Source organism: Ruegeria sp. AM7 (assembly GCF_056535965.1).
In genome coordinates this window covers 402,747-415,781 of sequence record NZ_JBQFJE010000003.1, presented here as the reverse complement: position 1 = coordinate 415,781, position 13,035 = coordinate 402,747, and the positions used below count along the sequence as shown (strand labels likewise).

At 57.5% G+C, this 13,035-nt stretch carries 13 protein-coding genes; 6 read left to right on the top strand and 7 right to left on the bottom strand.

Annotated features, from left to right (window positions below; translation table 11 throughout):
* Positions 1-10: 10 nt before the first annotated feature.
* Positions 11-913, bottom strand: a complete 903-nt coding sequence (gene phnD, locus ACR3EG_RS05775) for a phosphonate ABC transporter substrate-binding protein (RefSeq protein WP_480494071.1) — start codon at positions 911-913, stop codon at positions 11-13.
* 63 nt (positions 914-976) lie between these two features.
* Entirely contained in the window at positions 977-1,798 is an 822-nt protein-coding gene (gene phnC / locus ACR3EG_RS05770; RefSeq protein WP_209193932.1) for a phosphonate ABC transporter ATP-binding protein, read from the bottom strand.
* A 168-nt stretch (positions 1,799-1,966) separates the two neighbouring features.
* Between phnC and rpe the strand changes: the two genes are divergently transcribed.
* Complete coding sequence (rpe, locus tag ACR3EG_RS05765; RefSeq protein ID WP_480494069.1) at positions 1,967-2,653, top strand: ribulose-phosphate 3-epimerase; 687 nt, start codon at positions 1,967-1,969, stop codon at positions 2,651-2,653.
* Positions 2,654-2,766: 113 nt separating this feature from the next.
* A complete protein-coding gene (locus ACR3EG_RS05760) occupies positions 2,767-2,985 on the top strand; it encodes a hypothetical protein (protein ID WP_480494068.1) in 219 nt (72 codons plus the stop codon).
* An 85-nt stretch (positions 2,986-3,070) separates the two neighbouring features.
* On the opposite strand, the gene ACR3EG_RS05755 is transcribed toward ACR3EG_RS05760, so the two are convergent.
* The 5 genes from ACR3EG_RS05755 to parC form a co-directional block, all read right to left on the bottom strand.
* Complete coding sequence (locus ACR3EG_RS05755) at positions 3,071-3,817, bottom strand: FkbM family methyltransferase (protein WP_480494066.1); 747 nt, start codon at positions 3,815-3,817, stop codon at positions 3,071-3,073.
* A 349-nt stretch (positions 3,818-4,166) separates the two neighbouring features.
* Positions 4,167-5,879: an amidohydrolase gene (locus ACR3EG_RS05750; protein WP_480494064.1), complete on the bottom strand. Its 1,713-nt coding sequence runs from the start codon at positions 5,877-5,879 to the stop codon at positions 4,167-4,169.
* A gap of 260 nt (positions 5,880-6,139) precedes the next feature.
* Positions 6,140-7,315 carry an elongation factor Tu gene (gene tuf, locus ACR3EG_RS05745; RefSeq protein WP_480498671.1) on the bottom strand — a complete coding sequence of 392 codons (1,176 nt, stop codon included), beginning with the start codon at positions 7,313-7,315 and terminating at the stop codon, positions 6,140-6,142.
* Positions 7,316-7,428: 113 nt separating this feature from the next.
* Positions 7,429-8,022, bottom strand: a complete 594-nt coding sequence (locus tag ACR3EG_RS05740; protein WP_209198275.1) for a hypothetical protein — start codon at positions 8,020-8,022, stop codon at positions 7,429-7,431.
* A 97-nt stretch (positions 8,023-8,119) separates the two neighbouring features.
* Complete coding sequence (parC, locus tag ACR3EG_RS05735; RefSeq protein WP_480498560.1) at positions 8,120-10,468, bottom strand: DNA topoisomerase IV subunit A; 2,349 nt, start codon at positions 10,466-10,468, stop codon at positions 8,120-8,122.
* A gap of 201 nt (positions 10,469-10,669) precedes the next feature.
* Here parC and ACR3EG_RS05730 point away from each other — a divergent pair, with 201 nt between their 5' ends.
* From ACR3EG_RS05730 to ACR3EG_RS05715, 4 genes are all read left to right on the top strand, one after another.
* Positions 10,670-11,281 carry an SH3 domain-containing protein gene (locus ACR3EG_RS05730; RefSeq protein ID WP_480498562.1) on the top strand — a complete coding sequence of 204 codons (612 nt, stop codon included), beginning with the start codon at positions 10,670-10,672 and terminating at the stop codon, positions 11,279-11,281.
* Positions 11,282-11,350: 69 nt separating this feature from the next.
* The gene (locus ACR3EG_RS05725; RefSeq protein ID WP_480498564.1) at positions 11,351-12,178 is read left to right on the top strand and encodes an SDR family oxidoreductase; all 828 of its coding nucleotides are present in this window, start codon (positions 11,351-11,353) and stop codon (positions 12,176-12,178) included.
* Between the two features lie 77 nt (positions 12,179-12,255).
* Positions 12,256-12,459, top strand: coding sequence for a twin transmembrane helix small protein (locus ACR3EG_RS05720; RefSeq protein ID WP_170356709.1), 204 nt, complete (start codon positions 12,256-12,258; stop codon positions 12,457-12,459).
* A complete protein-coding gene (locus ACR3EG_RS05715) occupies positions 12,460-13,032 on the top strand; it encodes a cob(I)yrinic acid a,c-diamide adenosyltransferase (protein ID WP_170356710.1) in 573 nt (190 codons plus the stop codon).
* Positions 13,033-13,035: the final 3 nt, after the last annotated feature.

The following is a 13,035-nucleotide window of genomic DNA, read 5'->3' as shown; positions in this document are numbered from 1 at the left end:
GTGTGCAGGCTTAGTTGGACTTCAGCTTGCGTGCTTCGATGATGACTTCGTAGGCTTCATGCGTGATCGGCTCGAACGCGCGGGCTTCACCAGCAGCAACGCCGTAGAAGCATTCACGGTCTTTCTCGGCCAGACCAGCCATCAGAGCGGTCATTTTCTCTTTTACATCTGCAGGCAGCGCGGTGCGCAGAACAACCGGGCCTTCGGGGATCGGCTTGGATTTCCAAATCTGGACCATGTCGTTCATGTCGACCAGACCGGCATCAACAGCGCGACGCAGCGCGCCCGACTGATACCCATCTTCCCAATCGCCCAGACCGTCAGCCCAGGTCACGCCACCATCGACGTCACCGTTGTTCACGGCAACGATGGTCTGCTCGTGGCCACCGGTGAATTTCACCTCACCGAAATAGTCGCCCGATTCCATGGTGGAACCCGTTGCGGCAGGGATTTCGATCGACGGGATCAGGTAGCCCGAGGTCGAGTTCGGATCGCCAAAACCAAAGGTCTTGCCCTTCATGTCCTCCAGCGAGGTGATGCCGCTGTCTTTGCGGGCAAAACCGATCGAGAAATAGCCATAGCCGCCGTCGGTGTTGACCTTGACCAGAACCGGCTCGACCGCTTCTGGATCAGAAAGGTAGGTTTTCGCATAACCCGAAGCACCCAGCCACGCCATGTCGATGGTGCCGCCCAGCAGGCCTTGGATCACGCCGTCATAGTCCGCCGGTGCGAACAGCTTGGTTTCAACACCCAGTGTTTCCTCGGTGTATTCGCGCAGGCATTCGTTGTTGTTCAGACGGTCCTGAGCGTTTTCACCGCCCAGAATGCCGATGCGGAATTCGTTGATATCCGCGGCCAGGGCCGGCGCGGCCATTGCAGTTGTGGCCACCAGGGCTGCCATCAGTTTTTTCATCTGTCTCTCTCCGGTTTGATATGCCGGCCTTTCATCGGCCGGTCGATGAAAGGGGTGGTTGGCTTAGATGGTTGCTTCCGCTTCCATCAGGGCCTTCTGAGTCGCATCCAGCGTCTCAATCTCGGTCGATGTCGCCTCTTCCGAGAAGCTGGCATCAGCGCCATAGATCTCGCGGGCGACGCCGGTTGTCAGTTGCTCGGGCAGGCCGTCGAACACGATGCGACCGTCACGCATACCGACAACGCGGTCGCAATAGCGACGTGCGGTGTCCAGCGTGTGCAGGTTGGCGATGACTGTGCGGCCGTCTTCTTCATGGATGCGGCGCAGTGCCTGCATGACGACCTGAGCATTCATCGGGTCCAGCGAGGCAATGGGTTCGTCCGCCAGAATGATGCTTGGGTCCTGCATCAGCGCGCGCGCGATGGCGACCCGCTGTTGCTGTCCACCCGACAGCGCCTCGGCGCGTTTAGGCGCGTGTTCTGCAATGCCCAACCGATCCAAAATGTCGATGGCGCGGTGGATATCCGCCATGGGAAACAGGTTGAACATTGTGGCCAGCGTGGAATGACGGTTGAGCGTACCGTGTAATACGTTCGACACCACATCCATGCGCGGCACCAGATTGAACTGTTGAAAAATCATCGCACAATCAGCTTGCCAGGCGCGTTTGTCGCGCCCCTTCAGCTTGGTGACATCACGGCCACCGAAAAGGATTTCTCCGTCGCTTGCATCGGTCAGACGGTTTATCATCCGCAGCAGGGTCGACTTCCCTGCCCCCGAACGACCGATGATGCCAATCATGCAGGGTTTATCTATTTCCAACGTGGCTGAATCGACTGCGACGTTTTCACCGAAGCGCTTGGTCAGTTTCTTGATGTGCAGCACAGGCCACCCCCAGTTCGTGTTGGCGGTCTGCTAAAGGCAATCTTCAACGGCTATGTGTAACTTGGGTGAAAGTTTTGTAACGCAGCGCCAAAGATCGATGGCTCTACACTTCTGCGCCTACCGCAGGTATATGCGGGCCGACTCTTAGACACTGAAACGAGGCCACACATGTCCTTTGACCGCAGCATCAAGATCGCACCGTCGATCCTCTCCGCCGATTTCGCCAATTTCGGGGCCGAGATTCAGGCGATCGAAGCGCGGGGGGCCGATTGGGTCCATGTGGACGTGATGGACGGCCATTTCGTTCCGAACCTGACCTTCGGCCCGCCTGCGGTCAAAGCCTTCCGCCCACATGTGAAGACGGTGATGGACGTCCACCTTATGATCGCGCCGGTCGACCCTTATATTCAAGCCTATGCGGACGCCGGGGCCGATATCCTGACCGCGCATGTTGAGGCAGGGCCGCACACTCACCGAACCTTGCAAGCGATCCGCGCTGCTGGCATGAAGGCTGGTGTTGCCCTGAACCCCGGTACCCCGGCCGAAGCGATCGAGCACTTGTTGGACCTGACCGATCTGGTCTGCGTCATGACGGTGAACCCCGGTTTTGGTGGTCAAAAATTCATTGATATGACAGCCAAAGTTCGCCGCCTGCGCCAGATGATCGGCGATCGACCTGTCCATATCGAGATTGATGGAGGCGTCGACCCAAACACCGCACCGTTGGTAGCAGCCGCAGGCGCGGATGTTCTGGTCGCTGGCTCGGCAGTATTCAAGGGTGGCTCGGTTTCCAACCCTGAAGTCTATGGCGAAAACATCCGCAATGTGCGCGCGGCAGCAGAGTCAGCGCTCTAACAAGGCGCTTCATTGCGCGTGCTGCACATCGGATATGAACAATCCGGGCTACCTGAGCATCCTTCAATCGTTTAGATGCCGAAGGCCCATTTCAAAACCTGCGATACACATCCATGGCTAAAACAACCACACCCCGCCCGTATACCGCCTACCCGGTCGGGTTTGTCGGCATCCTGCCCCAAAAACTGCGCATGTTACAGAACCGGGTCGCCGCGGCCCGGTCTTCAGTGCGCCGAATTCGCGCATATTGGTTGATGAACGACGACGAGCTGCGCGCACGCGGCCTGAAACGCGAAGACGTCATTCGTCTGGTGCTGGCTGACGTCGTCTAGCACAGCACCAGTCCTTGGCCGGGGCAGACCGGATTTTGATAGCCAGGCAGTATATCCACACCCTGCCCGGTCGAGTGTTCTCGGTTTACTTGCTTTTCTGAACGATGCGCGACAGCTTGGCGTCTCGATAATCAAATCTCGGGCCTTCAAACGGTGCGAAGATTGCATCGCAGTCGGTCGCCTCGGGCGAAGGTGGCCGAATAAAATCGTGTAGTTCAAATCCATGCGCAGCCATAACGGCTACAAAATCACTGAACTTATAGCCACCTTCATATCGGCGCCGGACCGAGACCTCGGCCAAGACAAAGGCGCAGCTTTTCAGCATTTCTGAAGCGCCCTTGATCACCTCGACTTCGAAACCCTCGGTATCAATCTTCAACCCGTAGGGCCCCTGATAGTCCACGGCGATGTCGTCCAACGTCCGAACCGGGACCTGACGTTCTTCGATGGCCTTAGTATGGGCACGCGCAGCCTCGTCAAACGTCATCATGGTAGCTCTCGTGCCCATGGAACGATGGCCGACTGTTGGAATACGCAGCGTCGTTTGCCCGGCCTGGGAGCCGACTCCGCAGGCATGAAAGTCAAAGTCGATCTTGTCGCTCCAATTTCGTCTCAGCTTGTCCTCATACTCAGAGATTGGCTCAATCAACACGAATTTTGTCGTCGGAAAAGCCTCGTACAGGTGCGCGGTGCCACCGGCGACACCGACATCGAAAACTGTCGCAACATCGAACCCCAGACCTGCGATGTAACTGCCTGTCTCTTTGTCAGGGGAAACTTGGTACCCTCGACGTTTCAGACGTCGGGTCAAGCGTGTTTCGGTGTCGTCCATTCTTAAGCTCTCCTATGCGCGGGGAAGGCATCCCATGCGACAGCACGGCTAAAGAAACACCATGATTGACAAAGCACAATCGGGAATCTCGTTGGTGGAATGGAATATGCGTTCCCAAATAACTTATTTGCAAAACGCAGCATTATAAGCGGTTGAATCAGCATCAGGGCCTGAGATTATCCGGCGATTAATCCCATCCGCGCCGCCGCATACTCAAGACCACTACAATCAATACGGGCGCTGTCGAAATGACTTCCTTCGCCCGTCATCGCAATGAGAGCACCATCAAGTCTTACCCTGCGACCAGATTCGAGTTGACGCCTCTGCAATTAAAACGATCAACCATACCTTAGTTCTTTACAAGCCAAGGCTCTTCGACCTTCAGACCTTGATAGACTGCGTGCATGAAAATGTGGGCAATGACAGGGTCTGTTGAAAACGGGAAAAACTGCAGCTTGCCCTCTTCGACGCCTTCCTCAGCCTCGTAGACAATCTCGTCCCCCTTGACCGTCACAAGCACCTTGAGGTCCGCCAAAGTCTCTGGATTTACAGACGTGGGATCGTCGGACAAGATCACAAAATCCGCAACTTTTCCGACCTCAATTGAGCCCTTGCTGTCCTCTTCAAAGTGCTGCCACGCGGGCCAGATCGTCATCGCCTTCAAGGCGGTCATGACATCAACCCGCTGATGCGGCCCAAGAATATCACCCGATCTGGTGCGGCGGGTCACCGTTGCCGCAAGAACACGCATACTGTCTGGAAAGGCGACAGGCGCGTCGTGATGCGTGCCGAAAATCATATCCCGTTCGCGGAGCCATCCAGTGGGCGAGATATTGTCGGCGTTCACTGGTCCAACAGTATGATCACGGTGCCAGTCGCCCCAATAGAAGGTGTGCATCGGGAAAAGTGATGGAAAGACCCCGAGGCGCTTGAAGCTGGCCACTTGATCTTCCCGCAGAAACTGCCCGTGCACCAGAACCGGGCGGTTGCCCGGATCGCCATATTTGATTTGCGCCTCTTCCAGCGCGGCAATCAGCATGTCCGACGCGCCTTCTCCGTTTGAATGCACGAGGATCTGGAACCCATTCTCATAACACCAGTTCACAGCGTCCTGCAGTTGATCCATTGTTATTGCAGCATATCCTGCGTAGCCGGCATCATAGGTGCCGACTGGATCATAGTAGGGACGATCCCGCAAAGCAGTAAAACCCTGCGGTGACCCGTCGATTGTAAGTTTGCAGCCGCCGACCCGAACCCGGTCGACGTAGTCCGCAGAGGTGTTATCGCGAATATAATCCCGGGCCTCCAATACGTCAGGAAACGCGACAACGTCGATGGGAAGTCCTTCCGTGGCACCGACCTTTCTTAGTACCTCTACGATCTCGCCAGAAGATCGCCCCTCTTGTCCGGTCGTATATCCATACTTGGCCCAAAGGTCGGCTCCGGCGCGGGCGAAGGCCACTAGACCTTCCTCACCCAGATTTCCCAGCATCGGCACAAGAACCGAGAAAAAGGCATACTCCTCCAGAACACCGTTGGGTTCGCCTTCTTCATCGCGCTGAATCACGCCACCCGGAGGAGCTTCTGAAGCGGCTGTAATGCCAGCCAATTCCAAAGCCCTTGTGTTCGCGACTCCCAGATGCCCGGACTGATGGATAATTATGACGGGCAAGTCCCTGGAAACTACATCAAGGTCTTCTCGCGTGGGATGACGCAGCTCTTGCAGTTGAGCGTTGTCGTATCCAAAACCAACGATCATTTTCACCTGTTCGACGGCCTCTGAATTTTCTTCTGCCCAATTCGACAGTGTGGCTTGCAGGCTGGCGATATCCGTGACTTCTCCGTCAGGCGGCGAAAGCAAGTTGGCCGACAATGCCTGCAGCCCGCCCATCACAACATGTCCATGACTGTCAACAAAGCCCGGAAGAAGTGCGCGCCCATTCAGATCGAAAGTTTGTGTGCCCGCACCTTCATGCACAGAGAGATCAGACAGAGATCCAACCGCCAGAATACGACCGTTCTTGACCGCGACCGCTTGGACGGAAGGGAGTGCGCCATTCATCGTTACAATGGGGCCGCCTGAATAAATACGATCGGCAATTTGTTGTGTGAACGCACAAGTGGCTGAAAAAGAAATTGCTGCGGCAAAACAAAGCGAACGTATTGATAACGGCATCCTGAGGTTCCTTTTCAATCCAAACATTTCAATGTGATATGTTTTAGCATCAATTTGAGCCTCGCCAAAAACGAAAAAGGCCACCCCTTTTGGGACGGCCTTCATTCGTTCAACGATGTACCGGGCTGAAGCCCGGCCTACCGTGATTACTCAGTGATTTTCGACACAACGCCGGCGCCGACGGTGCGGCCGCCTTCGCGGATCGCGAAGCGCAGGCCCTGCTCCATCGCGATCGGTGCGATCAGCTCAACGCCGAACGACACGTTGTCGCCGGGCATGACCATCTCGGTGCCTTCCGCCAGGGTCACGGTGCCGGTCACGTCAGTGGTCCGGAAGTAGAACTGCGGACGGTAGTTCGCGAAGAACGGAGTGTGACGACCGCCTTCTTCCTTGGTCAGGATGTAGGCTTCGGCTTCGAACTTGGTGTGCGGTGTAACCGAACCCGGCTTACACAGAACCTGACCACGCTCAACGCCTTCACGGTCAACACCACGCAGCAGCGCGCCGATGTTGTCGCCCGCTTCACCGCGGTCCAGCAGCTTGCGGAACATTTCAACGCCGGTGCAGGTGGTTTTCGAAGTGTCGCGGATGCCGACGATTTCGATCTCGTCGCCAACGTTGATCACGCCACGCTCAACACGGCCAGTCACAACGGTACCACGGCCCGAGATCGAGAACACGTCTTCGATCGGCATCAGGAACGGCTGATCAACAGCGCGCTCAGGGGTGTCGATGTACTCATCAACAGCCGCCATCAGTTCCTTGATCTTCTCTTCGCCGATCTCAGGCTTGTTGCCTTCCATCGCCGCCAGAGCCGAACCTGCGATGATCGGGATATCGTCGCCCGGGTAGTCGTAGCTGGACAGCAGTTCGCGAACTTCCATCTCAACCAGTTCCAGCAGCTCTTCGTCGTCAACCTGGTCAACTTTGTTCATGAACACGACCATCTTCGGGATGCCAACCTGGCGGCCCAGCAGGATGTGCTCGCGCGTTTGCGGCATCGGGCCGTCAGCGGCGTTCACAACCAGGATCGCGCCGTCCATCTGGGCAGCACCGGTGATCATGTTCTTGACGTAGTCGGCGTGGCCGGGGCAGTCAACGTGCGCGTAGTGGCGGTTCTCGGTCTCGTATTCCACGTGGGCGGTCGAGATGGTGATGCCGCGCGCTTTCTCTTCCGGCGCACCGTCAATCTGGTCATACGCTTTGAAGTCACCGAAATACTTGGTGATCGCTGCGGTCAGCGTGGTTTTACCATGGTCAACGTGGCCAATCGTGCCGATGTTGACGTGCGGTTTTGTACGCTCAAACTTTTCCTTTGCCATTCCTCAGGCGCCCTTTTGCGATTTGGGGGACCCTTGGTCCCGTGGTTACATCTGCGCGCGCGAGATATTTGGTTCGCAGGGGAAAATCAAGCACATCCTGCGGGAAAAGCCGTTTACGACGCTGGATTTTGCGTGAGCTCGCCGGAATCCAGCGGCTGGATCAGATCGGGGCGGCTTTTGAACCAACCGTTCTGCTGATGTTCTTCGGCCAGCCATTCCTCGACTCGGTCCGCAACCTTCAAGGCCAGACCGCTCATCTGCTCTTCTTTGGTACGCTCATGGCCCGAGCCCTTGAACGCGCTGCCGCCAGTGGTGTCTTCCAGAACCTGAAATTGTTTGCCCTTGGCCAGAAATTCTTTCTTGTTCACGTCATAGACATTCACCAGCACAATCGCGGTGCTGCGTGGGTTGTAGATCACCGGAATGCCCGGAGGCGCCAGCATATATCCCTCCAGGCTGATGCCGATATCATAATCCTGCGCGCCTTCGTATCGGCCAAGGCGGATATCCACCGCATTCTGAATCGCGGCCGTCCACTCGTCCGGCGTAGCGTCGCGTGAGACCGGTCCCTGCACCGCCTTTTCGGCAAAGGCATAGTTGACGCGCAGTTTGAATTCACCGAGCGACTCAGGCTCTTCGTACACTTGCGTCTGCGTACACGCACCCAATAGGGCCAGTCCGGTGATCAAGGTCAAAATGCGCAACATGTCTCTCGTCTCGATAGGCCTGTTTTCTTTGATTTAGCGCACCGATACGGACTGTGCCAAGCCGTATCGGCGGAATTCCCCGCAAGCGGTCGCAAAATCACGAGAATTTATAGTCCCTTGGGAAGCCGTAAGGCGGCTTTTTCCCGACGCTGGCGCGTTTGGCCAGCCATTGAGACATATCCGCCTCGTGCCGGGTCTTGTCGCCACCCATGGACCATTTCAGGCCCTCCTCCCAATTGAAGGTGGTTATGTCGGACAGACCGCCATCCAGTTCCAGCGTGCCCTGACGCCCGCGCGCCATGTTGTATTTCTGCAAACGTACACCCTTGCCGCGGGTCATCTCGGGTAATTCTTCGGTTGGGAAGACCAGGAACTTGCCGTTCTGAGACACCACCGCTACGTGGTCGCCCGCGATCGGTTTACAGATCACCGCCGTTTCATCACCTTTGACGTTCAGCACCTGCTTGCCGTTGCGGGTCTGCGCTAGCACGTCATCCTCGGGCACCATAAACCCGTTGCCCGCATCCGAGGCCACCAGCAGCTTGCGCCCCGGCTTGTGGATCAGGATGTCGATGATCTGCGCCTCGTTCGGCAGGTCGACCATCAGACGTAGCGGCTCGCCCATGCCCCGCCCGCCGGGCAGATTGGCCGCGCTGACCGTGTAGAACCGGCCATTTGAGGCAAAGACCAACAGGCGGTCCGTGGTCTCCGCGTGGAAGATGAAACGCGGGCCGTCGCCATCCTTGAACTTCAGCTCGCGCTTGAGGTCGATATGGCCGGTCATGGCGCGAATCCAGCCCATCTGCGAACAAACGACCGTTATCGGTTCCTTGTCGATCATCGCCTCAAGAGGCACTTCCTCGACCTGACCAGCCTCAGCGAACTGGGTACGGCGTGCGCCGCCTTCGTAGTCTTTACCAAAGGTCTTTTTGGTCTCTTTCAACTGCTCAGCGATCTTGGCCCATTGCAGGGCGGGATCAGCCAGCAGGTCTTCGAGATTGGCGCGTTCTTCCATAAGCGCATCGCGTTCACGGACCAGCTCCATCTCTTCCAGACGGCGCAAAGAGCGCAGGCGCATGTTGAGGATGGCGTCGACCTGAACCTCGGACAACTCGCCCTCGCCCGGTTTGGGCGAGACATAGTCGGATTCGTCCGTCGCACGAACGTGATCAATGCCCCAATCCTCGCGCATCAGCGCGGCTTTGGGGTCGTCATCATAGCGGATGATGTCGATCACACGGTCGAGGTTGAGGAAGGCGACGATAAAGCCCTCCAACACTTCCAACCGGTGGTCGATCTTTGCCATGCGGTGGCGCGAACGGCGCAACAACACCTCTTGCCGGTGATCCAGGAAGGCGCGCAGCACTTCCTTCATCGAGCAGACCTTGGGCGTCACCCCGTCGATCAGCACGTTCATGTTCAGGCTGAACCGCACTTCAAGGTCCGAGTTGCGATAGAGCATCCCCATCAGCACTTCGGGGTCCACGTTCTTGGACCGTGGCTCAAGGATCAGGCGGATATCATCGGCGGATTCGTCGCGGACGTCGCCGAGTATCGGGATTTTCTTGGTCTGGATCAGTTCCGCGATCTTTTCGATCAGCTTGGATTTCTGAACCTGATACGGGATCTCGGTGACGACGATCTGCCACTGGCCACGCCCCAGATCCTCGACCTCATACTTACAGCGCAGGCGGAACGATCCACGCCCGGTGCGATAAGCCTGCGCGATATTCTCGGGCGGCTCGACAATCACGCCACCAGTCGGAAAGTCCGGGCCGGGGACATAGTTCAGCAGCGTGTCATCCCGCGCGTCCGGCGTCTTGATCAGATGCAGACAGGCGTCACAAAGCTCCGAGATATTATGCGGCGGGATATTCGTCGCCATGCCGACAGCGATCCCGCTGGCGCCATTAGCCAAAAGGTTCGGGAACTGTGCGGGCAACACGACCGGTTCAGTCAGCGTCCCGTCATAGTTGTCGCGGAAATCGACGGCGTCCTCGTTCAGACCTTCCAGCAGCGCTTCGGCCACGATGGTCATCCGCGCCTCAGTGTATCGCGAGGCCGCCGGGTTATCGCCGTCGATATTGCCGAAATTCCCCTGCCCGTCGACCAGCGGGTAGCGCACGTTGAAGTCCTGCGCCAGACGCGCCATCGCGTCGTAGATCGCGGCATCACCGTGGGGGTGATAGTTACCCATCACGTCGCCCGAAATCTTGGCGGACTTACGGAATCCCCCCGTCGCGCTGAGTCGCAGCTCGCGCATGGCATAGAGGATTCGCCGGTGAACCGGCTTCAGACCATCGCGCGCATCGGGCAAAGCCCGGTGCATGATGGTGGACAAAGCATAGGTCAGATAGCGTTCGCCAATCGCGCGGCGCAGTGGTTCGGCTACCTCGCCCCCACCTTCGGGGGCCTCCATGTTGGGGTCGTCGATCGTGTCGTTCATATATGATGTGATACGACGCAAGCGCGCCGCGGTAAAGCAACCGGTACGCATTTTGCTGGGGACAAGTGGCGCTTTTTGCAACAGGGGGAGGCAACCGACGGATTTCCCCCGATCTTTCGACTCGAGACCTCAGATATGGTAAGCTCTCGGTCATTAGACTGCTGCCTATTTCATCTTTTACGATTACCCGGGGGAAGCGCCATGACGCGCCTTATCGTTGTTAGTTTCGCTGCACTTGGCTGGTGTTTTTACGTCATGAGCGGTGGGCCAGACTTTGAACCGCGCGGCCTGCGTGCCGAACAGCCTGTGCGTGTCGCCACCCAATCCAAGCCAGTGCAGATCGCACCCGCGCCTGCCCAAAATCTTGTGACCAATGTCGCCAGCCGCACCCCGGCCGTCCGGGCCAAACCGATCGAGCCTCAACCGGCCGTTGTTGAATTTGTGACTGAAACCGCAAGCGTTGAAGCGCTTAGGGAAATATCGGTTTTTGATGATCAAACTTCCAATTTTACGCTCGCATCGCTTGAAGATGGAGTGAGCGGCCTGCAGCAGATCGAACCGCAAGCGCCGCAACAGATCGCGGAACCAGTCGCTCCCACTGAGCCCGAGAAGGACATTCGCGAGATTTCTGGAACACGGGTCAATCTCCGCGACGGTCCCGGCACGATCTATCCAATTATCGCAAAGGTCGGCATTGGCCAGAAAGTCGAAATCCTTAGCGACTCGGGCACAGGTTGGCTTCGCCTGCGCGTGTTGCCGCAGCAACAGGTCGGATGGATATCGGCATCTCTGGTCGAAAAACCCGTAAACTGACGCACTGCAACGATTGTCCCGCCCGGTATCACGCCCTAGCTAGGGGTAAGGCTTGGTATCGGGGACACTATGCAGAAATCGATTCTAATAACCGGCTGTTCGTCTGGAATCGGGCTGGACGCAGCGCATGGCATGCGCGCTCGCGGTTGGCGCGTCTTTGCATCGTGCCGACAGCAGCGGGACTGTGACAGGCTACGCGCGCAGGGCTTTGAAAGCCCCCGCATCGACTATACCGATACCGACAGCATCGCCGCTGGTCTGGCCGAAGTGCTTGAGGCCACCGGAGGCACGTTGGATGCGCTGTTCAATAATGGCGCACACGGTCTACCCGGCGCAGTCGAAGATCTGCCCACCGACGGGTTGCGCGCGATCTTCGAGGCTAATTTCTTTGGCTGGCACGAACTGACCCGTCAGGTAATCCCGGTGATGCGAGCGCAAGGCCATGGGCGAATCGTGCAGAACTCCTCGGTTCTGGGACTGGTCGCCTTTCCATGGCGCGGAGCTTATGTGGCCACAAAATATGCGATCGAGGGCCTGACCGACACATTGCGGTTGGAACTGGCGGATACCGACATCAAGGTCAGCCTGATCGAACCCGGCCCGATCACCTCGAAAATCCGCGAGAACTCGATCCCTTTCTTTGAACGTTTCATCGACTGGCAGAACTCAGCCCTGCGCGAGCGGTATCAGGCGTCACTGTTGAAAAGACTATACGAATCCTCAGGCACGGATCGGTTCGAACTGCCTGCATCCGCCGTGACCGACAAGCTGGCCCATGCGGTCGAGGCAAAACGACCGCGCCCCCGCTACTATGTCACGACCCCGACTTACATCGCAGGCTACCTGCGCCGCATTCTGCCGACACGTGCGATTGACCGTATCCTCTCGGACGTCTGAGGCGAAATTACCCGTTCGCTTTTCTCCGCCATGGGTCTAGATGGTAAACCAATGCAAAAAACGCGGACGGTGTACCCATGGACCTATTGATGGTCGTATTGTTGCTGGCGATGGCGGCCGTGGTCGTCGTGCTGGTGATCGGCATTTCAAACTTCGGCAAGGCAGGGAAAAGTGCCGCGCTGAAAAGCAACAAGATGATGCAGCTGCGCATCCTGTTTCAATTCATTGCCGTGGTGCTGATCGTGCTCTACGTCTGGCTTCGCGGACAGGGAGGTCAGTAAATGGTTGTACTCAACAAAATCTACACGCGCACCGGCGATGACGGCAAAACAGCCTTGGGCAATGGGGAACGCGTTGCCAAGTATTCGGGGCGAGTTGCTGCCTATGGCACGGTGGATGAGCTGAATTCATTCGTCGGTGTCGCCCGAACCGAAGCTGATGGTGAGGTCGAAGCCGCACTGTCGCGCATCCAGAATGACCTGTTCGATCTGGGTGCTGATTTCTGCCGCCCCGACATGGATAAGGATGCCGAGGCTGAATACACGCCGCTGCGCATCGTACCCTCTCAGATCGACAGGCTTGAGGCTGAGATCGACGCCATGAACGAAGCGCTGGCGCCGCTGCGCAGCTTCATCCTGCCCGGTGGGTCACGCCTGGCGGCCCATCTACATGTGTGCCGCACCGTCTCGCGCAGGGCCGAGCGTCTGGCGGTTGAGCTGACCAATATGGAACCTGTCAACGAGGTGGCGGTAAAATACCTCAATCGCCTAAGCGACTGGTTTTTCGTGGCCGCTCGCTGCGCGAACGAAAACGGCTCGGCGGATGTGCTGTGGGTTCCGGGCGCGAACCGCTGAAGC

Coding starts and splice junctions, on each gene's coding strand:
- parC (WP_480498560.1), bottom strand. CDS start 10,468: ATGAACGACACGATCGACGACCCCAACATGGAGGCCCCCGAAGGTGGG.
- ACR3EG_RS05740 (WP_209198275.1), bottom strand. CDS start 8,022: ATGTTGCGCATTTTGACCTTGATCACCGGACTGGCCCTATTGGGTGCG.
- ACR3EG_RS05725 (WP_480498564.1), top strand. CDS start 11,351: ATGCAGAAATCGATTCTAATAACCGGCTGTTCGTCTGGAATCGGGCTG.
- ACR3EG_RS05760 (WP_480494068.1), top strand. CDS start 2,767: ATGGCTAAAACAACCACACCCCGCCCGTATACCGCCTACCCGGTCGGG.
- ACR3EG_RS05720 (WP_170356709.1), top strand. CDS start 12,256: ATGGACCTATTGATGGTCGTATTGTTGCTGGCGATGGCGGCCGTGGTC.
- ACR3EG_RS05730 (WP_480498562.1), top strand. CDS start 10,670: ATGACGCGCCTTATCGTTGTTAGTTTCGCTGCACTTGGCTGGTGTTTT.
- tuf (WP_480498671.1), bottom strand. CDS start 7,315: ATGGCAAAGGAAAAGTTTGAGCGTACAAAACCGCACGTCAACATCGGC.
- ACR3EG_RS05715 (WP_170356710.1), top strand. CDS start 12,460: ATGGTTGTACTCAACAAAATCTACACGCGCACCGGCGATGACGGCAAA.
- ACR3EG_RS05750 (WP_480494064.1), bottom strand. CDS start 5,879: ATGAATGGCGCACTCCCTTCCGTCCAAGCGGTCGCGGTCAAGAACGGT.
- ACR3EG_RS05755 (WP_480494066.1), bottom strand. CDS start 3,817: ATGGACGACACCGAAACACGCTTGACCCGACGTCTGAAACGTCGAGGG.
- rpe (WP_480494069.1), top strand. CDS start 1,967: ATGTCCTTTGACCGCAGCATCAAGATCGCACCGTCGATCCTCTCCGCC.
- phnD (WP_480494071.1), bottom strand. CDS start 913: ATGAAAAAACTGATGGCAGCCCTGGTGGCCACAACTGCAATGGCCGCG.